Genomic DNA, 22469 nt, shown 5'->3' with positions numbered 1-22469 from the left:
GTGCAGAGTGATGGATACCTTAACCGCTCGTTATGAGCCAGGCAATTAGCAAACGGAATGCGGGAATGGGCAATAAAAGCAGAAAAAACAGCTGTCAGACACGAATATGGTGAATTCATCTGCTATGAGGGGAGACGCTAATAATTCATCTCTTAAAAAGAGGATGGATCAGGAAATCATCTATTTTTAAGCCTCCCTGAGTGTCTGAAAAAATGCGCACAGAACAAAATATTGCTTGCATAAAAAACCACAGAATAAACCGCATGGCACCATGCGGTTTATTCATCCTGTCTTATCGACGACAAATATTGACCAGCAGCTCTTCCATCCATTGATGCCCTTTATCCCGCCCCGCCGCTTCATGCCAGGAAAGATAACAGGTACGGCTATTCAGCTTGAGCGGCAGAGGTAAAATTTGCAGGCTCAGCGAATCGGAGAACTCTTCAGCAAGCCAGCGCGGTGCAATAGCGACTAGCTGCGTCTGAGAAACGACATTCAATACGCTGACCATCGCCATTCCCTGATAGGCCACGCTGGCTTGTTTATCGGCAGTGTCATACCACGGCAGGCTAAATGAGGCATATCTGTCCAGAGCAACCACGGCATGCTGCTCGCTGTAAACATCGCTTTCACGCAGCGGAGAATTCATACGGGGATGTTTTTTGCTGGCGACTAACACCATTTCATCTTTAAACAATGGAACACAGGCAAACTCTGGACGGCGAAACTCTTCATAGCCCAGAACGAACTCCGTTTCCTGATAACGAAGCTGGTGCTCAGTATTTTGATTTAATGATGATTTAAAAACGAGATGAATATTAGGAGCAATCTGTTCAACTTTATTATATATAACAGACGTCAAATAATTGTCTAACGGACTGCAAACACAGAGATGGAAAACCCGTTCACTGCTTAAGGGTTCAAAACCCGAGCCGGGAAGCTCATTTTGTACCAGCTGTAGCGCCTGACGAATCGAACCGAATAGCTGGAATGCACGCGCCGTGGGCTGGATACCTCTTCCATAGCGGACGAATAACTCGTCGTTAAACATCACCTTAAGTCTGGCTACGGCATTACTCACGGCAGGTTGAGACATTCCCAGAGATTGCGCTGCTCGCGTAATATTCTGCTCCTGCATAACTGCATCAAATACAGTTAACAGATTGAGATCCACTGTGCGCAACTGAGGCTTAACCCCATCATAAGTCTGTGGTTGGTTAATATTATTTTCTGGCATTTCTGACTCCACCGTCACGCTAAATTCCCTTTGCCAAGGTACAGTAATAACTTCGAAAAATATGATTTACCATGCATATACAACAAGCGAAAGGAAATTATTTAAAATTCGGAATATATAAAGAAATCCCATTCAACGAGCGACTTTACGCATCCCATAAATGAAGAGCTAAAAATCGTTCAAAAGATATCTCAAACTTTAATGTGGGCATGAAACCATAAATCAGACAAATGCACAATCAACGCACTCATTAATAATGACTTAAGTGTTATTAAACTATTAATGGCATACATCGCATTTTCATTAACAAAATGATATCAATTTTGATAACTTACTCACCCGCAAATCATTCATGTAATTTATAAATCAATGATATGAAACAGTTTCCATTTCACAGCACATTGGTAAAAATAGTATGTTCAATTGCTACCAATTATATTCAAATTATTCCAGAGATGAATCGCCAGTCCAATAATAGACAATAAAATCGGTTAGACATGCAAAAACCAGCACAATTAGCTAATGTGTTTATCCTGTGCTAAGTGGCCGTTTTGCCTGAGAGGGGTTGACATGAGTTGGCGTATCCAGTACCACTAAAAGCATATCGCATTCACCTGGAGCACGATTCATGATTCGCACCCTTCGTTTCACCGGTCTACTACTACTAAACGCATCCACTGTGCGCGGTAGACTGGCGGGCGAAATTCAGCGTTGAATCGTCTTCAGTAAAACTAAAAACCCGCGCCACTGCGCGGGTTTTTTTATGCTCGTAGCAAGGCGCCCTAAGACTGACAAGGACCTAACCCATGAGCCAGCAAGTCGTTATTTTCGATACTACTTTACGTGACGGTGAACAGGCATTACAGGCGAGCCTGAGTGTTAAAGAAAAACTGCAAATTGCTCTGGCCCTCGAACGCATGGGTGTAGACGTAATGGAAGTCGGCTTTCCCGTCTCCTCGCCAGGTGATTTCGAGTCAGTGCAGACCATCGCCCGCACCATCAAAAACAGCCGCGTGTGCGGTCTGGCTCGCTGCGTAGAGAAAGATATTGATGTGGCCGCGGAATCCCTGAAAGTTGCAGAAGCCTTCCGTATCCATACATTCATTGCCACCTCCCCCATGCACATTGCGACCAAGCTGCGCAGTACGCTGGATGAAGTGATTGAACGTGCGGTGTATATGGTCAAACGCGCGCGTAACTACACTGATGACGTCGAATTCTCCTGTGAAGATGCAGGCCGCACGCCGATTGACGATTTGGCCCGTGTGGTGGAAGCCGCCATCAATGCCGGCGCCAAAACCATCAACATCCCTGATACCGTCGGCTACACCATGCCGTTTGAGTTCGCCAATATCATCACCGGCCTGTATGACCGCGTACCGAATATTGATAAAGCGATTATCTCCGTCCACACCCACGATGATTTGGGTCTGGCCGTGGGCAATGCCATCGCAGCCGTCCACGCCGGCGCGCGTCAGGTAGAAGGCGCGATGAACGGTATCGGTGAACGCGCGGGCAACTGCTCGCTGGAAGAAGTGATCATGGCGATCAAGGTGCGCAAAGACATCATGGATGTGCACACCCGCATCAATCACAACGAGATCTGGCGCACCAGCCAGACCGTCAGCCAGATTTGCAACATGCCGATTCCGGCCAACAAAGCGATCGTCGGCACGGGTGCCTTCGCGCACTCCTCCGGTATTCACCAGGATGGCGTGCTGAAGAACCGTGAAAACTACGAAATCATGACTCCGGAATCCATCGGTCTGAACCAGGTTCAGTTGAACCTGACCTCGCGCTCTGGCCGCGCGGCGGTAAAACACCGTATGGAAGAGATGGGTTATAAGGACAGCGATTACAACATGGATCAGCTGTACGACGCATTCCTGAAGCTGGCTGACAAGAAAGGCCAGGTCTTCGATTACGACCTGGAAGCACTGGCATTCATCAATAAACAGCAGGAAGAGCCAGAACACTTCCGTCTGGACTACTTCACCGTTCAGTCAGGCTCAAGCGATATCGCTACCGCCTCCGTCAAGCTGGCCTGCGGCGATGAAATTAAAGCGGAAGCCGCCAACGGTAACGGCCCTGTGGATGCCATTTACCAGGCGATTAACCGCGTCACTGAGTACGACGTAGAGCTGGTGAAATACGACCTGACGGCAAAAGGGCACGGTAAAGACGCCCTGGGCCAGGTTGATATCGTCGTCAACTACAACGGTCGCCGCTTCCACGGTGTGGGTCTGGCGACAGATATCGTCGAATCCTCCGCGAAAGCGATGGTGCATGTCCTGAACAACATCTGGCGCGCCGCCGAAGTCGAAAAAGAGTTGCAACGCAAAGCTCAGAATAAAGAGAACAACAAGGAAACCGTGTGATGTCGAAGAATTACCATATTGCTGTGTTGCCGGGTGACGGTATTGGCCCGGAAGTGATGGCACAGGCGCTGAAAGTACTGGAAGCTGTTCGTTCGCGTTTTGCGATGAAAATTACCACCAGCCACTACGACGTGGGCGGTATTGCGATTGATAATAACGGTACTCCCCTGCCGAAAGGGACTGTAGAAGGCTGCGAAAATGCCGATGCCGTTCTTTTTGGCTCCGTGGGCGGCCCAAAATGGGAACACCTGCCGCCAGCAGAGCAGCCAGAGCGCGGTGCGCTGCTGCCGTTGCGTAAGCACTTCAAACTGTTTAGCAACCTGCGTCCGGCGAAACTGTACCCGGGGCTGGAAGAGTTTTGCCCGCTGCGCGCGGATATCGCGGCCAACGGTTTCGACATCCTGTGCGTGCGTGAGTTGACCGGCGGCATCTACTTCGGTCAGCCAAAAGGTCGCGAAGGCAGCGGTCAGCATGAGAAAGCGTTTGATACCGAGGTCTATCACCGTTTTGAAATCGAACGTATCGCCCATATCGCGTTTGAGTCAGCGCGCAAACGCCGCCGTAAAGTGACCTCTATTGATAAAGCAAACGTGCTCCAGTCGTCTATTTTGTGGCGCGAAATCGTCAGTGAAGTCGCTAAGCAGTACCCGGACGTTGCGCTGTCGCATATGTATATCGACAACGCAACGATGCAACTGATCAAAGATCCGTCTCAGTTTGACGTGCTGCTGTGCTCCAACCTGTTCGGCGATATTCTCTCGGATGAATGCGCCATGATCACCGGCTCCATGGGTATGCTGCCCTCGGCCAGCCTGAACGAAGAAGGCTTTGGCCTGTACGAACCGGCGGGCGGCTCCGCGCCGGATATCGCAGGCAAAAATATCGCCAACCCGATTGCGCAGATCCTCTCCCTGGCTCTGCTGCTGCGCTATAGCCTGGATGCAGGCGATGCAGCAACCGCAATTGAAAACGCCATTAACCGGGCGTTAGAAGAAGGTGTCCGTACCGGTGATTTAGCACGCGGCACGGCGGCAGTCAGTACCGATGAAATGGGCGACATCATTGCCCGCTATGTCGCTGAAGGGGTGTAATCATGGCTAAGACGTTATATGAGAAGTTGTTTGATGCGCACGTGGTCTACGAAGCACCAAACGAAACCCCACTGTTGTACATCGACCGTCATCTGGTACATGAAGTGACCTCTCCTCAGGCATTTGACGGCCTGCGCGCGCACAAGCGCCCGGTGCGTCAGCCGGGTAAAACCTTTGCCACGATGGATCACAACGTTTCCACCCAGACCAAAGACATCAATGCTTCTGGCGAGATGGCGCGTATCCAGATGCAGGAGCTGATTAAGAACTGTAACGAGTTTGGCGTGGAGCTGTACGATCTGAACCACCCCTATCAGGGTATCGTCCACGTAATGGGGCCTGAGCAGGGGATTACCCTGCCAGGCATGACCATCGTCTGCGGCGACTCCCATACCGCAACCCACGGCGCATTTGGCGCGCTGGCGTTCGGGATTGGGACCTCTGAAGTTGAACACGTTCTGGCGACGCAGACCCTGAAGCAGGGCCGCGCCAAAACCATGAAGATTGAAGTGAAGGGGAAAGCCGCGCCGGGTATCACCGCGAAAGATATCGTGCTGGCGATTATCGGCAAAACCGGCAGTGCAGGCGGCACCGGTCACGTCGTTGAGTTCTGCGGAGATGCTATCCAGGCGCTGAGCATGGAAGGTCGTATGACCCTGTGCAACATGGCCATTGAGATGGGCGCCAAAGCAGGACTGGTGGCCCCAGACGAAACCACCTTCAACTATGTGAAGGGGCGTCTGCATGCGCCGAAAGGTCATAATTTTGACGACGCGGTAGCGTACTGGAAAACCCTGAAAACGGACGAGGGGGCAATTTTTGATACCGTTGTGACGTTACAGGCGGAAGAGATCGCCCCGCAGGTCACCTGGGGCACCAACCCGGGCCAGGTGATTTCTGTCAACGACAGCATTCCTGACCCGGCTTCCTTCGCCGATCCGGTCGAGCGCGCCAGTGCAGAAAAGGCGCTGGCCTATATGGGGCTGAAACCCGGCGTACCGCTGACCGACGTGAGCATTGATAAAGTGTTCATCGGCTCCTGTACCAACTCCCGTATTGAAGATTTACGCGCTGCGGCAGAAATTGCTAAAGGCCGCAAAGTGGCGCCGGGCGTGCAGGCGCTGGTTGTGCCGGGCTCCGGTCCGGTGAAAGCCCAGGCGGAAGCGGAGGGTCTGGATAAGATCTTTATCGAAGCAGGCTTCGAATGGCGCCTGCCCGGCTGCTCCATGTGTCTGGCGATGAACAACGACCGCCTGAATCCGGGCGAGCGATGTGCCTCCACCAGCAACCGTAACTTTGAAGGCCGTCAGGGCCGCGGTGGGCGCACCCACCTGGTCAGCCCGGCAATGGCCGCCGCTGCGGCAGTCACCGGTCATTTCGCCGATATTCGCAGCCTGAAATAAGGAGACAATCATGGCAGAGAAATTTACCCAACATACGGGCCGTGTTGTCCCGCTGGATGCCGCTAACGTCGATACTGACGCGATCATTCCTAAGCAGTTTTTGCAGAAAGTGACGCGCACGGGTTTTGGTGCGCATCTGTTCAACGACTGGCGCTTCCTCGACGATAAAGGCGAAGTGCCAAACCCGGAATTCGTCCTGAACTTTCCGGAATACAAAGGCGCCTCCATTTTGCTGGCGCGGGAAAACTTTGGCTGCGGATCGTCGCGTGAACATGCGCCATGGGCATTGACCGACTACGGCTTTAAGGTGGTTATCGCCCCAAGCTTCGCGGATATCTTCTACGGCAACAGCTTCAACAACCAGCTGCTGCCGGTGACGCTGAGTGACGAACAGGTCGATGAACTGTTTGCGCTGGTGCAGGCAAACCCGGGGATTTCGTTTGAAGTGGATCTGGAAGCGGAAGTGGTGAAAGCCGGGGATAAAACCTACAGCTTCAGCATTGATGCGTTCCGTCGCCACTGCATGCTGAACGGTCTGGACAGCATTGGTTTAACTCTCCAGCACGAAGACGCCATCTCCGCGTACGAGAAAAAACAGCCTGCGTTTATGGGCTAAAGACAATGGCCCGCAAAAAGCGGGCCATTGATTTGTTTCGTAAAGCCGCCTTCCAGAATCAGACATCCTTAACCCGGCAAGTCAGCCCAAGCGTAACCACCGAAATCGCGGCAATCACCCAGTAAACTGAGCCATGCCCGTAACTTTGCGCCAGCGCCCCCTGAATCACCCCCGCCAGGATCACTCCGGTCGAAATGCTGTTGGTAAAAAGCGTGGTCGCCGACCCGGCGCGGCGCGGCATTAAATCCTGGAACCAGAGCATGCCGATCCCGGCAACGATGCCAATAAACACAGCATTAAACAGCTGAAGCGCCAGCAGCGCTTCGCGCGAATGGAATAAGATCAGCCCAAGATAAAACAACACCCCGGCTGCAACCGCAACCACCATCATTTTCCGTTTACCGAAACGTTTTATATAGTAACCCGCCAGAATCATCGCCGGAATTTCCAGCCCGGCAGCGGTGCCCATTAAGATCCCCGCAAGCTTGTCCGGTAAGCCCAGATCGCTGCTGATCCACAGCGGCATATCGATGATGTACATGGTGTTACAGGTCCACATCAGCGTGGAGGCGATAAACAACATGCGGACGTTTTTATCCTGCCAGCCGCTCACCTGCGTGATGGGCTTGTCCGTCACCTGCTCTACGCGCGCCACCGATGGCAGCGCAAAGGCTATCAGCGCCAGGCTGATGACAAAAATCCCCGCCGCGATGGAAAACATGGTGGTGAAGCCGTAGTTCAGCGCCAGCATGAACGCCAGCGGGGGACCGATGACCCACGCGAGAGAGAGCTGCGCACGCATCACCGAGCTGAACATCACCACTTCCCTCGCCGAGTTGTCGGCGTACTCCCGGGCCAGGGCGAAGAGCTGCGGCATGGCGGTGTTCGCCAGAGAGGCCAGCAGCACGCCGCAGGTAATGAGCGTCAGGTAATGGCGGTTGAAGGCAAACAGCAGCGCGTTGCCCACGGCCATTGCGCAACAAAAGAGGATCAGCTTGCGGCGATCGCCCTGGCTGTCGGACCGTTTCGCCAGCCACAGGCTGACGAGGATCCCGGCAATGGCGTTGACGGTGTAGAACAGGCCCACCCAAAACGGCTGCGCCCCCACCTCGCGGCTGAGAAACAGGCTCAGCGTCGGCGCCTGTAGCGCGCCGGCTACGCCCATCATGAAGGCCACCAGCATAAAAGCGGCGTACACGCCATTCAGGCGTCGCCCCATCGTCATCAACCAGAGCATGCGCAAGTCCTTATGAAAGCGAATCGAAATTGGGTGAAATAGTAAACGAAAAAAGCCAGCAAAAAACATTTTGCTGGCGGGTGATTAGCACCAATACTCAGTCACACATGATCGAGGCGAGTTAGCGAGAAGAGGTCGGTTTCGTAACGTCCCACTGCATCAGATCTTCCAGTATTCTCAGCCGCTGCTCTGCGCACTGGCGGGCCAGCCAGGACACTCCCTTTGTCGCTGAAAAATAGTGCTGATAAAACTGACGTGCGGTAGACCTCTTCATAATTTACCTCCTCGCTTCATCGATAAGGATTATTGGCTTAATATAGGGATTAATAAATTGCTGATTTTTTGTCAGGAGTTCCCCTTTTATGCCTTCTGGTCGTCTGCAACAACAATTTATCCGCCTCTGGCAGTGCTGCGAGGGGCAATCGCAGGAGACCACGCTGAACGAGCTGGCTGAACTCCTCAACTGCTCCCGGCGTCATATGCGTACCCTCCTCAACACCATGCAGCAGCAGGGCTGGCTAAACTGGGAGGCTGAAGCCGGACGCGGCAAGCGCTCGCGCCTGACTTTCCTTTATACCGGCCTGGCGCTACAGCAACAGCGGGCGGAGGATCTGCTGGAGCAGGACCGCATCGATCAGCTGGTCCAGCTGGTGGGCGACAAAGCCGCCGTGCGCCAGATGCTGGTCTCGCATCTGGGACGCAGCTTTCGTCAGGGACGCCACATTCTGCGGGTGCTCTACTACCGTCCGATGAAAAATCTGTTGCCCGGCACGGCGTTACGGCGTTCTGAAACCCACATGGCCCGGCAGATATTCAGCGGCCTGACGCGGATAAATGAGGAAAACGGGGAACTGGAGGCGGATATCGCGCACCACTGGCAACAGCTTTCCCCGCGCCACTGGCGCTTTTTCTTACGCCCCGGCATTCATTTCCACCATGGACGCGAGCTGGAGATGCGCGACGTTATCGATTCCTTAGAGCGCGCCCGCACGCTGCCGCTCTATTCGCATATCGCGCGGATCCACTCCCCAACGGCCTGGACGCTGGATATTGAGCTATCGCAGCCGGACAAATGGCTTCCGTGGCTTCTGGGCTACGTCCCCTCAATGATCCTGCCTGCCGAGTGGCGCTCCCTGAACAATTTTTCCAGCCAGCCGATTGGTACGGGCCCCTACTCCGTTACACGAAACAACAGTAATCAGCTGAAGATCCGCGCCTTTGATGATTACTTTGGCTACAGGGCGTTGATCGACGAAGTGAACGTCTGGGTGTTACCGGATCTCAACGAAGAGCTGAGCGCAGGCCTGACCCTGGAAGGGCCAACAGCCGGTGAAAAGGCGTTCGAAAGCCGCCTGGAGGAGGGATGCTACTACCTGCTCTTTGATAGCCGCAGCCATCGCGGGGCAAACCACGACGTACGCAGGTGGATCAGCCATATTCTTGCCCCTGCTAACCTGATTTATCACGCAGAGGAGCAATACCAGACCTGGTGGTTCCCGGCCTATGGCCTGCTTCCGCGCTGGCACCATGCGCAGCCAGTGCGCAGTGAAAAACCTGCCGGACTGGAGACCATCACCCTCAGCTACTATCGCGATCACATTGAGCACAGGTTTATCGCAAGGATCATGAGCACGCTGCTGGCAGCCGAAGGCGTGACGCTGGCGATACAGGAAGTCGATTATGATGAATGGCATCGCGGAGACGTCATCAGCGATATCTGGCTCAACAGCGCAAACTTTACGCTGCCGCTTGATTTCTCGCTCTTTTCTCACCTGTACGAAGTGCCCCTGATTCAGCACTGTATCAACCGGGACTGGCAGCAGGACGCCGCACGGTGGCGGGCAGGAGAAATGGATCTGGCCGCCTGGTGTCAGGAATTACTGGCCGGGCAGACGATCGTACCGTTGATTCACCACTGGCTGCTGATCCAGGGCCAGCGCAGCATGCGCGGCCTGCGGATGAACACCCTGGGCTGGTTTGATTTTAAATCCGCCTGGTTTGCGCCGCCGGAGCCATAACGCTTTCGTAATATTCACCAAATCATTACAATAGCGCCGTTCTCAACGGGGTGCTGCATCACTGATGTGCGCTGAGATAATACCCGTCGAACCTGATCCGGATAACGCCGGCGAAGGGATTTGAGGCTGTCTCTCAAAATCCTTTGCCACTCAACCCTGAGGTGCAAAGTGTTAAAAAACGTTCTTCCTCTGCTGGCGCTGTTTGCGCTGCCTGTTTTTGCTAAGCCTGTTCTGACGGTCTACACCTACGACTCCTTCTCCGCCGACTGGGGCCCTGGCCCGGTGGTAAAAAAAGCCTTTGAAGCGGACTGCAACTGCGAGCTGAAATTCGTGGCGCTGGAAGATGGCGTCTCGCTGCTTAACCGGCTGCGCATGGAAGGCAAAAACAGCAAAGCCGACGTGGTGCTCGGGCTGGATAACAACCTGCTGGAAGCCGCCACCCAAACCAGACTGTTCGCCAAAAGCGGCGTGGCGGCAGATGCCGTTAACGTACCGGGCGGCTGGAAAAACGACACCTTCGTTCCCTTTGATTACGGTTACTTTGCGTTTGTCTACGATAAAAACAAGCTGAAGAATCCGCCCAAAAGCCTGAAAGAGCTGGTCGAAAGTGACCAGAAATGGCGCGTGATTTACGAAGATCCGCGTACCAGCACGCCGGGTCTGGGGCTGCTGCTGTGGATGCAAAAAGTTTACGGGGATAAAACGCCGGAAGCGTGGCAGAAGCTGGCCGCGAAAACCGTTACCGTCACCAAAGGCTGGAGCGAAGCCTATGGCCTGTTCCTGAAAGGCGAAAGCGACCTGGTGCTGAGCTACACTACCTCTCCGGCCTACCACATTATCGCCGAGAAGAAAGACAACTACGCCGCCGCGAACTTTGCTGAAGGGCATTATTTGCAGGTGGAAGTGGCCGCCCGCACCGCCGCGAGCAAACAGCCGGAGCTTGCCGAAAAATTCCTGAAATTTATGATCTCCCCGGCATTTCAGAACGCTATTCCGACCGGCAACTGGATGTACCCGGTCACTGACGTTGCGCTGCCGGCAGGCTTTGAGCAGCTAAACAAGCCGCAAACCTCACTGGAATTTACGCCGCAGCAGGTTGCCGCCCAGCGCGCCGCATGGATTAGTGAATGGCAACGCGCCGTCAGCCGCTGATCCCCGGCTGGTTAGTTCCCGGGCTGCTCGCCGCCGTACTGATGGTCGTCGTCAGCCTGGGTGCATTCCTTGCGCTGTGGTTTAACGCGCCAGAGAGCGATCTGCTCGCCCTCTGGCACGACAGCTATCTCTGGCACGTCATCCGCTTCTCCTTCTGGCAGGCGTTTCTCTCCGCGCTGCTGTCGGCGATCCCGGCCATTTTCCTTGCACGCGCCCTCTATCGCAGACGTTTCCCCGGCAGGCTTGCCCTGCTGCGGCTGTGCGCGATGACGCTGATCCTGCCCGTGCTGGTGGCGGTGTTCGGCATTCTGAGCGTCTACGGTCGGCAGGGCTGGCTGGCATCCCTCTTCAACCTGCTTGGTCTGGAATGGACCTTCTCCCCTTACGGCCTGAAAGGCATTCTGCTGGCGCATATTTTTTTCAATATGCCGATGGCGACGCGCCTCTTTTTACAGGCGCTGGAAAACATTCCCGGTGAGCAGCGTCAGATTGCCGCCCAGCTTGGCATGCGCGGCTGGTCGTTCTTCCGCTTTGTCGAATGGCCGTGGCTGCGACGCCAGATTGCTCCGGTTGCCGCGCTAATCTTTATGCTCTGCTTCGCCAGCTTCGCGACCGTACTTTCTCTCGGCGGCGGGCCGCAGGCCACCACCATTGAGCTGGCGATCTATCAGGCCTTAAGTTACGACTACGATCCGGGCCGCGCCGCGCTGCTGGCGATCGTGCAGATGGTCTGCTGCCTGGCGCTGGTGTTACTCAGCCAGCGGCTAAGTAAAGCGATCCCCACAGGTAGCAATAACCTGACAGGCTGGCGCGATCCGCAGGACAGCCTGCACAGCCGCGTCGCGGATTTTATGCTAATCGCATTGGCACTCCTGCTTCTGCTGCCCCCGCTGCTGGCCGTTATTGTTGGTGGCCTGAATCGCAATGTGTTGTCGGTACTGCAACAGCCTGTCCTGTGGCAGGCGACGTGGACCTCATTGCGCATCGCGCTGGCAGCCGGGATCCTGTGCGTGATCCTGACCATGATGCTGCTCTGGAGCAGCCGCGAGCTGTACGCGCGTCATGCCCGTAAAGCCGCACACGCGCTGGAGCTGACGGGTATGCTGATCCTGGCGATGCCGGGCATTGTGCTGGCGACCGGATTCTTTTTACTGTTCAACAGCACCATCGGCCTGCCGGAAAGCGCCGACGGCATCGTCATTTTTACCAACGCACTGATGGCCATCCCTTACGCGCTCAAGGTGCTGGAAAACCCGATGCGCGACGTCAACAGCCGCTACAGTTTGCTGTGTCAGTCGCTGGGCATGCAGGGCTGGCAGCGTCTGAAGGTGGTCGAACTGCGCGCGCTAAAGCGTCCGCTGGCCCAGGCGCTGGCGTTTGCCTGCGTGCTGTCGATTGGCGATTTTGGCGTTGTGGCCCTCTTCGGCAACGAGGATTTCCGCACGCTGCCGTTCTGGCTTTATCAGCAAATTGGCTCCTATCGTAGCCAGGACGGCGCCGTCACGGCGCTACTCCTGTTGCTGCTGTGCTTTGCGTTATTTACCGTTATCGAAAAACTTCCGGGGCGTGATGTTAAAACTGACTGATGTAACCTGGCTTTATGAGCACCTGCCAATGCGTTTTACCCTCTCCGTTCGTCAGGGAGAGCGAATCGCAGTGCTTGGCCCCAGCGGGGCCGGAAAAAGTACCCTGCTCAATCTGATTGCCGGTTTTTTACAGCCTGCCAGCGGGTCGATCGTCATTGATAATGGCGAGTATACCTACGCTCCGCCGGCTAAGCGCCCGGTGTCGATGCTGTTCCAGGAAAACAATCTGTTCAATCATCTTACGGTGTGGCAGAACATCGCGCTGGGTATGGATCCGGGGTTGAAGCTCAATGTTGCGCAGCGTCAGACGCTGGAGGCGATCGCCGAACAAATGGGCCTGGCTGCGTTTATCAACAGACTACCGGGTGAGCTTTCCGGCGGCCAGCGCCAGCGCGTGGCGCTGGCGCGCTGCCTGGTGCGCAAGCAGCCGCTGCTGCTGCTCGATGAACCCTTTTCGGCGCTCGACCCCGCTCTGCGTCAGGAAATGCTCTCGCTGGTTGAGGAGGTTTGCGAGCGCGAACAACTGACGATGCTGATGGTTTCGCATAGCATCGAAGATGCCGCACGCATCGCGCCGCGATCGGTGGTGATCGCGGAGGGACGTATTTTGTGGGATGGGGAAACAGAAGAACTTCTGAGTGGTAAGGCGGGGGCATCTTCACTTTTAGGTATTCGTGAGGTCTGATGCCCTCACCCTTGCCCTCTCCCACAGGGGAGAGGGATCCCCAGTAATTTGAAAGCAAAAGCGATAACGTTGCCTTCAGAATAACTGAGGGCTTACAGCGATGCCCTGGTCCGGCTGTAAATCGCTGAGGCGTTTCCTGTAGGCCGGGGCGAGGCGCAGGGATGCGTCGAGAGGGCGTGGCCTGCATGGATGCAGGCTCATGCCCGACCCGATAGCCTGAAGGAATAAGCCGAAGGTACCGCGAAGCGGCGATTTTCCGCCGGGAGCCCGGGTCGCCAGGGTGGTGGCGACTGAGCCACCCTGGCACGTTCACCGGCCATGTCGTGACAGAGTAGCAAGGAACATATAGTGAACGGAATGACCACCAGAGCCGTATGTTCCCCCTCACCCCAGCCCTCTCCCTCAAGGGAGAGGGGGCCGTCTGTGCAGGCATTATTTTGTGGGGAACCCTCAGCCCACAGGGAGAGGGAAAACACCTTAACGGCTCACCACCTTTAACAGGATCTCGCCGTACACCGGCATCAGCGGGTGGCGGATCAGCGCGATCAGCGCCACCACGGCCACCCCCAGCGTCAGCGGGGCCAGCCAGAGCAGGCGAGTGCGCGGAAGATAGCGCGTCAGACGATCAACACTGGCTTTCGCGCTGCGCCACAGGCGCCAGCAGAGCCAGACCGCCAGCCACAGCAGCACCGCCGTGCCCAGCAGCAGCCATTTAAACTCACCGCTTTGCATACCGTCAGGAATATCAATCGCCGCGCCCGCCAGGATACCCGGCAGGAAGTAGAACGGCGGCCAGAAGACGCAGCCGATGATATTCGGCACCACAAACTTCGCGACGGGCAGATCCAGCATCCCGGCCACCATCGGCACCAGCGGACGCGTTGGGCCAACGAAGCGCCCCACGAGGATGGTGAACATGCTGTGCTGGTGCAGCGCATGCTCGGTTTTATCCAGCAGCGCTTTGTTTTTTTTCATGAACGACCAGCGGTGCAGCGGCTTCTTAAAGCGCCAGCCCAGCCAGAAGGAGATCCAGTCCCCCAGCAAACAGCCGATAATACCGGCCATCCACGCCTGCCAGAAATTGACCTCGCCGCTGCCGATAAGCGCCCCAAGCCCCGCCATCATCACGGTGCCGGGCAGGATCAGCCCGACCAGCGCCAGCGACTCCAGAAACGCCACCAGCGCCACGGCGATGAGCGAATACATAACGGACTGGGTAATAAAATGTTCCAGCAATGCCTGCATAACTATTCCGGTCAGAAAACGAATCAGCGATTCTGCTTAGCGCCCTGCACCGCGTCAAGGCATCAATTGTCTGAATAGTTTACAAGATGCGCCTGAAGTTCACCTGAATGTTTACCGATTATTCACATCCCGCACGGAATTCGCTCGGGCTGGCACCGGTGCACTTCTTAAACACGCGAGAGAAATAGAGCTGATCTTCAAAGCCGACGTTACGCCCGACGGTGGCGATAGGCATTCGGGTGGTGCTGAGCAGCAGTTTCGCCTGGCTGATGCGCTGATCCTCGCGCCAGCTGAGTACGCTCACGCCAAGCTGCTGGCGGAACAGATGCGACAGCCGTGACGGCGACAGGCACACATGCTGGGCGACGCTGGCAATATCAAACTGGCTGTCGGCAAGGTGGTCGCTGATGTACTGGCAGGCGTCGCGGACGCGGTTGTCCAGCGGCGGATTAAGCGACTCGTTGATGGCCTCCATGCGGCGCAGCAGCACCTGTTCAAGCAGGTTGATGGCCAGCAGTTCGGCGTAGCGCCCGCCCGCCTGCCCTGCCTCAATAATCTGTGCGAACAGCTCACGGAACTGCGCCAGATGCGCCTCATCCGGGCGATATAAACCGGTATGGGCGAAAATGGCCGGCCACGAGAGCCACTCCTGCCAGTAGGCGCGCGGACGGAAATAGACCCACTGGTGATACCACTCTTTGGCATCCGGGTGGCGCCCGTAGTGATGGATCTCCCCCGGCGGGAACAGCAGCATATCACCGGGGCGGCAGATAAACTGTTGATCCCCATTTTTGACGACGCCTTCTCCGCGTACGGTCAGGTTCAGGATATATCCCTTCATGCCAAGAGGGCGATCGACGTAAAAATCGAGATATCCCTCGGCCTCAATTGGCGTCAGTCCCGCCACCAGATGGGCGTTAAATGAGTAGCCCGGCAGTAAGGGATCGTTTTGCGGTTCGGCCATAGATTCAGTTCTCCCAAGGGTCCTGAAGGAAACCAATTGTCCATATCGATAAAAGCAGTATAAAAATGGCCCGCGAAAAGATCCAAAAAGCATCACGCCTCTTTTACGTCCGCCATGTTTCAGCCTTTCCCCCTGATTTCTCCGCCAGCACGGGCGGATAAGCAGTAACAAAAGTGTCTATAAGTGCGGCAGAAATGTCCACATAGAATATTTGCACGGCGTCACACTTTGCGTGGCTACAGCAATTTAGTCCATAAGATTAGCGGATCCTGCCTGACGATTTTTGTCCCTAGTCTCTAATGTTCTTCCATACCTGTTTTTTGGATGGAGCAACACCATGGCAATTGCAATTGGCCTCGATTTTGGCAGCGACTCAGTTCGCGCGCTGGCAGTGGACTGTACGACTGGCCAGGAGATAGCAACCAGCGTTGAGTGGTATCCGCGCTGGCAAGAGGGGCGCTACTGCGATGCGCCAAACAACCAGTTCCGTCACCACCCGCGGGACTACATCGAGTCGATGGAAGCGGCGATCAAAACCGTTCTGGCGGAGTTGACCGACGCCCAGCGGGCCGATGTCGTGGGGATTGGCGTCGACAGCACCGGCTCAACGCCTGCCCCTGTCGATGCCGAAGGCCGCGTACTGGCGCTGCGACCGGAGTTTGCCGACAACCCGAACGCCATGTTTGTGCTGTGGAAAGACCATACCGCCGTGGAAGAGGCGGAAGCCATCACCCGCTTATGCCATCAGCCGGGCAAAACTGACTACTCCCGCTACATCGGCGGGATTTACTCCAGCGAGTGGTTCTGGGCCAAGATCCTGCACGTTACCCGCGCGGACGCGTCGGTCGCACAGGCAGCGGCGTCATGGATTGAGCTGTGCGACTGGGTTCCCGCCCTGCTCTCCGGCACCACGCGTCCGCAGGATATTCGCCGCGGCCGTTGCAGCGCCGGGCATAAATCGCTGTGGCATGACAGCTGGGGTGGTCTGCCTCCGGCAGCGTTCTTCGATGAACTCGACCCGATCATCAACAAAAACCTGACATACCCGCTGTTCACCGACACCTTCACCGCCGATATTCCGGTCGGCACGCTCTGCGAAGAGTGGGCGAAACGCCTCGGTCTGCCGCAAAACGTGACCATTTCCGGCGGCGCGTTCGACTGCCATATGGGGGCCGTGGGCGCGGGTGCGCAGCCCAACACGCTGGTGAAAGTTATCGGCACCTCCACCTGTGACATTCTGACGGCAGATAAAGCCAGCGTCGGCGACCGCGCGGTGAAAGGCATCTGCGGCCAGGTTGACGGCAGCGTGGTGCCTGATTTTATCGGCCTTGAAGCGGGCCAGTCCGCCTTCGGTGATATCTATGCCTGGTTTGGCCGCGTGCTCGGCTGGCCGCTGGATCAGCTGGCTGCCGCCCATCCTGAACTGAAAACGCAGATTACGGCGAGCAAAAAACAGCTCCTGCCGCAGCTCACCGACGCCTGGGCAAAAAATCCGTCTCTCGACCACCTGCCGGTGGTGCTGGACTGGTTCAACGGCCGTCGTACGCCGTTTGCCAACCAGCGTCTGAAAGGAGTGATTACCGATCTCAACCTCGCGACCGACGCGCCCGCGCTGTTTGGCGGCCTGATCGCCGCCACCGCGTTCGGCGCGCGCGCCATCATGGAGTGCTTCATCGACCAGGGCATTGACGTGAACAACGTGATGGCGCTGGGCGGGATCGCCCGTAAAAATCCGGTGATTATGCAGGCCTGCTGCGACGTGCTGAACCGGCCGCTGCAAATTGTGGCCTCCGATCAGTGCTGTGCGCTGGGTGCCGCGATTTTCGCTGCCGTGGCCGCAGGCGTCCATGCGGATATCCCGACCGCGCAACAGCATATGGCGAGCGCCGTCGAAAATACGCTCCATCCGCAGACTCAGCAGGCACAACGCTTCGAACAGCTTTATCAGCGCTACCAGCAATGGGCAAAAAGCGCCGAACTTCACTATCTCCCTGTCGCCGCCCCGGCCAAAAGCACCGCGGACACTACGGCAACCCTGACACATTAAGGACACGATAATGACCATTTTTAATAATTATGAAGTGTGGTTTGTGATTGGCAGCCAGCATTTGTACGGACCGGAAGCGTTGCAGCAGGTGACGAAACACGCGGAGCACGTTGTGAATGCGCTGAACGCGGAAGCCAAACTGCCGTGCAAACTGGTGCTGAAGCCGCTGGGGACTACCCCGGACGAAATCACCAACATTTGCCGCGATGCCAATTACGATGACAAATGCGCTGGCCTGGTGGTGTGGCTGCACACCTTCTCGCCAGCCAAAATGTGGATCAACGGCCTGGCTATCCTCAACAAACCGCTGTTGCAATTCCACACGCAGTTCAACGCCTCCCTGCCGTGGGACAGCATCGACATGGACTTCATGAACCTGAACCAGACCGCGCACGGCGGCCGCGAGTTCGGCTTCATCGGCGCGCGCATGCGTCAACAGCATGCCGTGGTGACCGGCCACTGGCAGGATGGCCAGGCACAAAAACGCATTGGCTCCTGGATGCGTCAGGCGGTATCTAAGCAGGATACCCGTCACCTGAAGGTGGTGCGTTTCGGCGACAACATGCGCGAAGTGGCGGTCACCGACGGTGATAAAGTGGCCGCGCAGATTAAATTTGGCTTTTCCGTCAACACCTGGGCGGTGGGCGACCTGGTGCAGGTGGTGAATGACATCAGCGATGGCGACGTTAACGCGCTGGTGGACGAGTACGAAAGCAGCTACCGTCTGACGCCTGCGGCACAGGTCAACGGCGACAAGCGCCAGAATGTGATGGACGCGGCGCGCATCGAGCTGGGCATGAAGCGCTTCCTGGAACAGGGCGGCTTCCACGCTTTTACCACCACCTTTGAAGATCTCCACGGCCTGAAACAGCTCCCGGGTCTGGCGGTACAACGTCTGATGCAGCAGGGCTACGGCTTTGCGGGCGAAGGCGACTGGAAAACTGCCGCTCTGCTTCGCATCATGAAGGTGATGTCAACCGGTCTACAGGGCGGCACCTCTTTTATGGAGGACTACACCTACCACTTCGAGAACGGCAACGATCTGGTGCTCGGCTCGCACATGCTGGAAGTGTGTCCATCCATCGCGGTTGAAGAGAAACCGATCCTCGACGTGCAGTACCTCGGCATTGGCGGCAAAGCGGATCCGGCCCGTCTGATCTTCAACACCCGTACCGGCCCGGCCATTAACGCCAGCCTGATCGACCTCGGCGACCGTTTCCGCCTGCTGGTGAACTGCGTCGATGCGGTGGAAACTCCGCATTCTCTGCCGAAACTGCCGGTCGCCAACGCTTTGTGGAAAGCACAGCCTGACCTGCCAACCGCCTCGGAAGCCTGGATCCTGGCCGGCGGCGCGCACCACACCGTATTCAGCCACGCGCTTGACCTGAACGATATGCGTCAGTTTGCCGAGCTGCACGACATCGAACTGACCGTGATTGATAACGATACCCGTCTGCCAGCCTTTAAAGACGCGCTGCGCTGGAACGAAGTCTATTACGGTTCAAAACGCTAAGCCCTGAATGCCCGGTGGCACTTCGTTTACCGGGCCTACGGTTCTGTAGGCCGGATAAGCGAAGCGCCATCCGGCAGGAGACGACAATGTTAGAAGATCTCAAACGTCAGGTACTCGAAGCCAACCTGGCGCTGCCAAAACATAACCTGGTGACCCTGACCTGGGGCAACGTCAGCGCCGTTGACCGGGAAAAAGGGGTGTTCGTGATCAAGCCTTCCGGCGTGGATTACACGGTAATGACCGCAGAAGACATGGTGGTGGTCAGCATCGAAACGGGTGAAGTGGTTGAAGGCAATAAAAAGCCCTCCTCCGATACGCCCACTCACCGCCTGCTGTATCAGGCCTTCCCGACCATCGGTGGGATTGTGCATACCCATTCGCGTCACGCGACCATCTGGGCGCAGGCGGGCCAGCCTATTCCGGCGACCGGCACCACCCACGCGGACTACTTTTACGGCACCATTCCCTGCACGCGTCTGATGACCGATGCGGAGATCAACGGTGAGTACGAATGGGAAACCGGGAACGTGATCGTCGAAACCTTCGAAAAACAGGGAATCGACGCGGCGCAAATGCCCGGCGTGCTGGTGCACTCCCACGGCCCGTTTGCCTGGGGTAAAAACGCGGAGGACGCGGTGCACAACGCGATCGTGCTGGAGGAAGTCGCCTATATGGGGATCTTCTGCCGCCAGATGGCACCGCAGCTGCCGGACATGCAGCAAACCCTGCTGGATAAGCATTACCTGCGTAAGCACGGTGCGAAAGCCTACTACGGGCAGTAAACCTTTGCCCGGTGGCGCTGCGCTTACCGTGAGTGCGGAACCTCTAGGCCGGATAAGCGCAGCGCCATCCGACTGAACAGGCACTGTATAAAACCCCAGCAAACACCCCTCAACCAGGCTATAATCAGGCCTGGTTTTGTTTTATGGGATAACGCCGTGACGCAGGCGCAAGAAGGCTTTTTACTGACCAGACACTGGCGGGATACCCCTCAGGGTACTGAGGTTGAATTCTGGCTGGCAACGGACAACGGCCCGCTAAACGTTACGCTCCCGCCGCAGGAGTCCGTGGCCTTTATTCCTGAAGCTCACGTCGAGAAAGTGAAACAAATGCTGCGCGGCGAAAACGGCTGGCGCATAACCCCGCTTGAACTGAAAGATTTCCACCGCCAGCCGGTTTACGGCCTCTATTGCCGCGCCCATCGCCAGTTAATGCGCTATGAAAAACTGCTCCGTGAAGCGGGCGTGACGCTTTACGAGGCCGACATTCGCCCGCCTGAACGCTTTCTGATGGAGCGGTTTATCACCGCCCCCGTCTGGGTAGATGGCACCGCGCAAAATGGCAGGATCGTTAACGCGCGCCTCAAGCCTAGCCCGAATTATCGCCCCCCGCTCAAGTGGGTCTCGCTGGATATCGAAACCACCCGCCACGGCGAACTGTACTGCATTGGTCTGGAAGGCTGTGGGCAGCGGGTTGTCTATATGCTCGGGCCGCCAAACGGCGATGCGTCCGCGCTGGATTTTAATCTGGAGTACGTCAACAGCCGCCCGCAACTGCTGGAGAAGCTTAACCAGTGGTTTGCCGAGCACGATCCGGATGTTCTGATCGGCTGGAACGTAGTGCAGTTTGACCTGCGCGTGCTGCAAAAACATGCCGAGCGTTACCGTATCCCGCTGATTCTGGGGCGCGGCAACAGCGAGCTGGAGTGGCGTGAGCATGGTTTTAAGAACGGTGTTTTCTTCGCGCAGGCTAACGGTCGCCTGATTATCGACGGCATCGAGGCGCTGAAATCCGCCTTCTGGAACTTCTCTTCCTTCTCGCTGGAAGCGGTCGCCCAGGAACTGCTCGGCGAAGGTAAATCCATCGACAATCCCTGGGACCGAATGGACGAGATCGACCGGCGCTTTAATGAAGATAAACCCGCGCTCGCCACCTATAACCTGAAAGATTGCGAGCTGGTGACGCAGATCTTCCACAAAACCGAGATCATGCCCTTCCTGCTGGAGCGGGCGACGGTGAACGGCCTTGCGGTCGACAGGCACGGCGGCTCGGTAGCGGCCTTCAGCCACCTCTATTTCCCGCGGATGCACCGGGCGGGCTATGTCGCCCCTAACCTCGGCGACGTGCCGCCGCAGGCCAGCCCCGGCGGTTACGTGATGGATTCACGGCCCGGGCTGTATGACTCGGTGCTGGTGCTGGATTTTAAAAGCCTGTATCCGTCCATTATCCGCACGTTTCTGATTGATCCGGTGGGGCTGGTGGAGGGGATGGCGCAGCCAGACGATGCGCACAGCACCGAAGGTTTTCTTGGAGCACGCTTCTCGCGGGAAAAACACTGCCTGCCCGAAATTGTGGGAAACATCTGGCACGGCCGCGATGAGGCCAAGCGCCACGGCAACAAGCCGCTCTCACAGGCGCTGAAAATCATTATGAACGCCTTTTACGGCGTGCTGGGTACCAGTGCCTGCCGCTTCTTTGATCCCCGTCTGGCGTCGTCCATCACCATGCGCGGGCACGAGATTATGCGCCAGACCAAAGCGCTGATTGAATCCCGGGGCTATGATGTGATTTATGGCGATACAGACTCCACCTTTGTCTGGCTGAAAGCCGCCCATTCGGAAGACGACGCCGCACAAATCGGCAAAGATCTGGTCGCCTTTGTGAACGACTGGTGGCGCGAAAGTTTGCAAAAAGAGCGGTTAACCAGCGCGTTAGAGCTGGAGTTTGAAACCCATTTTGCCCGCTTTTTAATGCCGACCATTCGCGGAACCGACCAGGGCAGCAAGAAGCGCTACGCCGGGCTGATTCAGGAAGGTGACACGCAGCGGATGGTGTTTAAAGGGCTGGAGACAGTGCGCACCGACTGGACGCCGCTGGCACAGCAGTTCCAGCAGACGCTCTACCTGCGGGTGTTCCGCAATGAGCCTTATCAGGATTATGTGCGCGACACCATCGCCAGCCTGATGGCGGGTGAACTGGATGACCAGCTGGTGTATCGCAAGCGCCTGCGCCGCCCGCTGGCCGAATATCAACGTAACGTTCCTCCCCACGTACGCGCCGCGCGGCTGGCGGATGAAGAGAACGTTCGCCGGGGCCGTGCGCCGCAGTATCAGAACCGGGGAACGATCAAATACGTCTGGACCACTAACGGCCCGGAACCCGTTGATTACCAGCAGTCTCCGCTTGATTACGATCACTACCTGACCCGCCAGCTTCAGCCGGTTGCGGAGGGAATTTTACCGTTCATCAATGACGACTTTGCTACACTAGTGACAGGACAACTTGGGCTATTTTGAC

18 protein-coding genes and 1 riboswitch are annotated in these 22469 nt (G+C 56.5%); of the genes, 13 read left to right on the top strand and 5 right to left on the bottom strand.

Features of this window, described 5'->3' with window-relative positions:
• Positions 1-292: 292 nt before the first annotated feature.
• On the bottom strand, positions 293-1237 hold the full coding sequence (gene leuO / locus ACOTX4_RS14625) for a transcriptional regulator LeuO (RefSeq protein WP_023324151.1): 945 nt from the start codon (positions 1235-1237) through the stop codon (positions 293-295).
• A 628-nt stretch (positions 1238-1865) separates the two neighbouring features.
• Here leuO and leuL point away from each other — a divergent pair.
• The 5 genes from leuL (at position 1866) to leuD (ending at position 6725) form a co-directional block, all read left to right on the top strand.
• Entirely contained in the window at positions 1866-1952 is an 87-nt protein-coding gene (gene leuL, locus ACOTX4_RS14620) for a leu operon leader peptide (protein ID WP_057979999.1), read from the top strand.
• Between the two features lie 91 nt (positions 1953-2043).
• The gene (leuA, locus tag ACOTX4_RS14615) at positions 2044-3615 is read left to right on the top strand and encodes a 2-isopropylmalate synthase (protein ID WP_032608494.1); all 1572 of its coding nucleotides are present in this window, start codon (positions 2044-2046) and stop codon (positions 3613-3615) included.
• Positions 3615-4706: a 3-isopropylmalate dehydrogenase gene (leuB, locus tag ACOTX4_RS14610; protein WP_045330944.1), complete on the top strand. Its 1092-nt coding sequence runs from the start codon at positions 3615-3617 to the stop codon at positions 4704-4706. Before leuA ends, leuB begins: the two co-directional genes overlap by 1 nt.
• A 2-nt stretch (positions 4707-4708) precedes the next feature.
• Complete coding sequence (gene leuC, locus ACOTX4_RS14605) at positions 4709-6109, top strand: 3-isopropylmalate dehydratase large subunit (protein WP_045330941.1); 1401 nt, start codon at positions 4709-4711, stop codon at positions 6107-6109.
• 10 nt (positions 6110-6119) lie between these two features.
• Positions 6120-6725, top strand: coding sequence for a 3-isopropylmalate dehydratase small subunit (gene leuD, locus ACOTX4_RS14600; RefSeq protein ID WP_003856384.1), 606 nt, complete (start codon positions 6120-6122; stop codon positions 6723-6725).
• Between the two features lie 58 nt (positions 6726-6783).
• On the opposite strand, the gene ACOTX4_RS14595 is transcribed toward leuD, so the two are convergent.
• Entirely contained in the window at positions 6784-7962 is a 1179-nt protein-coding gene (locus ACOTX4_RS14595) for a sugar efflux transporter (RefSeq protein WP_421635395.1), read from the bottom strand.
• Positions 7963-8083: 121 nt separating this feature from the next.
• A complete protein-coding gene (gene sgrT / locus ACOTX4_RS14590; protein WP_003856388.1) occupies positions 8084-8236 on the bottom strand; it encodes a glucose uptake inhibitor SgrT in 153 nt (50 codons plus the stop codon).
• An 88-nt stretch (positions 8237-8324) separates the two neighbouring features.
• Between sgrT and sgrR the strand changes: the two genes are divergently transcribed.
• The 4 genes from sgrR to thiQ all read left to right on the top strand — a co-directional run bounded on the left by sgrR (position 8325) and on the right by thiQ (position 13403).
• Positions 8325-9980 (top strand): HTH-type transcriptional regulator SgrR, encoded by a 1656-nt coding sequence (gene sgrR / locus ACOTX4_RS14585; protein WP_023324147.1) that lies wholly within the window; start codon positions 8325-8327, stop codon positions 9978-9980.
• A gap of 36 nt (positions 9981-10016) precedes the next feature.
• Positions 10017-10117: riboswitch (TPP riboswitch) on the top strand.
• Between the two features lie 31 nt (positions 10118-10148).
• Positions 10149-11132 carry a thiamine ABC transporter substrate binding subunit gene (thiB, locus tag ACOTX4_RS14580; RefSeq protein ID WP_003856391.1) on the top strand — a complete coding sequence of 328 codons (984 nt, stop codon included), beginning with the start codon at positions 10149-10151 and terminating at the stop codon, positions 11130-11132.
• A complete protein-coding gene (gene thiP, locus ACOTX4_RS14575; RefSeq protein WP_045330934.1) occupies positions 11108-12718 on the top strand; it encodes a thiamine/thiamine pyrophosphate ABC transporter permease ThiP in 1611 nt (536 codons plus the stop codon). The genes thiB and thiP overlap by 25 nt, the downstream gene beginning before the upstream one ends.
• The gene (gene thiQ, locus ACOTX4_RS14570; RefSeq protein ID WP_032608486.1) at positions 12702-13403 is read left to right on the top strand and encodes a thiamine ABC transporter ATP-binding protein ThiQ; all 702 of its coding nucleotides are present in this window, start codon (positions 12702-12704) and stop codon (positions 13401-13403) included. Before thiP ends, thiQ begins: the two co-directional genes overlap by 17 nt.
• A gap of 477 nt (positions 13404-13880) precedes the next feature.
• On the opposite strand, the gene ACOTX4_RS14565 is transcribed toward thiQ, so the two are convergent.
• Complete coding sequence (locus ACOTX4_RS14565; RefSeq protein ID WP_023324146.1) at positions 13881-14648, bottom strand: DedA family protein; 768 nt, start codon at positions 14646-14648, stop codon at positions 13881-13883.
• Between the two features lie 118 nt (positions 14649-14766).
• A complete protein-coding gene (gene araC / locus ACOTX4_RS14560) occupies positions 14767-15612 on the bottom strand; it encodes an arabinose operon transcriptional regulator AraC (RefSeq protein WP_003856402.1) in 846 nt (281 codons plus the stop codon).
• 337 nt (positions 15613-15949) lie between these two features.
• Here araC and araB point away from each other — a divergent pair, with 337 nt between their 5' ends.
• The 4 genes from araB to polB all read left to right on the top strand — a co-directional run bounded on the left by araB (position 15950) and on the right by polB (position 22468).
• The gene (gene araB / locus ACOTX4_RS14555; protein WP_023315377.1) at positions 15950-17659 is read left to right on the top strand and encodes a ribulokinase; all 1710 of its coding nucleotides are present in this window, start codon (positions 15950-15952) and stop codon (positions 17657-17659) included.
• 10 nt (positions 17660-17669) lie between these two features.
• Complete coding sequence (gene araA, locus ACOTX4_RS14550; RefSeq protein ID WP_045330932.1) at positions 17670-19172, top strand: L-arabinose isomerase; 1503 nt, start codon at positions 17670-17672, stop codon at positions 19170-19172.
• Between the two features lie 86 nt (positions 19173-19258).
• Positions 19259-19954 (top strand): L-ribulose-5-phosphate 4-epimerase, encoded by a 696-nt coding sequence (gene araD / locus ACOTX4_RS14545; protein ID WP_045330930.1) that lies wholly within the window; start codon positions 19259-19261, stop codon positions 19952-19954.
• Between the two features lie 156 nt (positions 19955-20110).
• On the top strand, positions 20111-22468 hold the full coding sequence (gene polB, locus ACOTX4_RS14540; protein ID WP_045330927.1) for a DNA polymerase II: 2358 nt from the start codon (positions 20111-20113) through the stop codon (positions 22466-22468).
• The last annotated feature ends 1 nt before the right edge of the window (position 22469 follow it).

It is taken from the genome of Enterobacter cloacae complex sp. IR5459 (genome assembly GCF_049238005.1).
GTDB classification, from domain to species: Bacteria; Pseudomonadota; Gammaproteobacteria; order Enterobacterales; family Enterobacteriaceae; genus Enterobacter; species Enterobacter hormaechei_C.
This window is presented reverse-complemented; position numbering and strand designations above follow the sequence as displayed.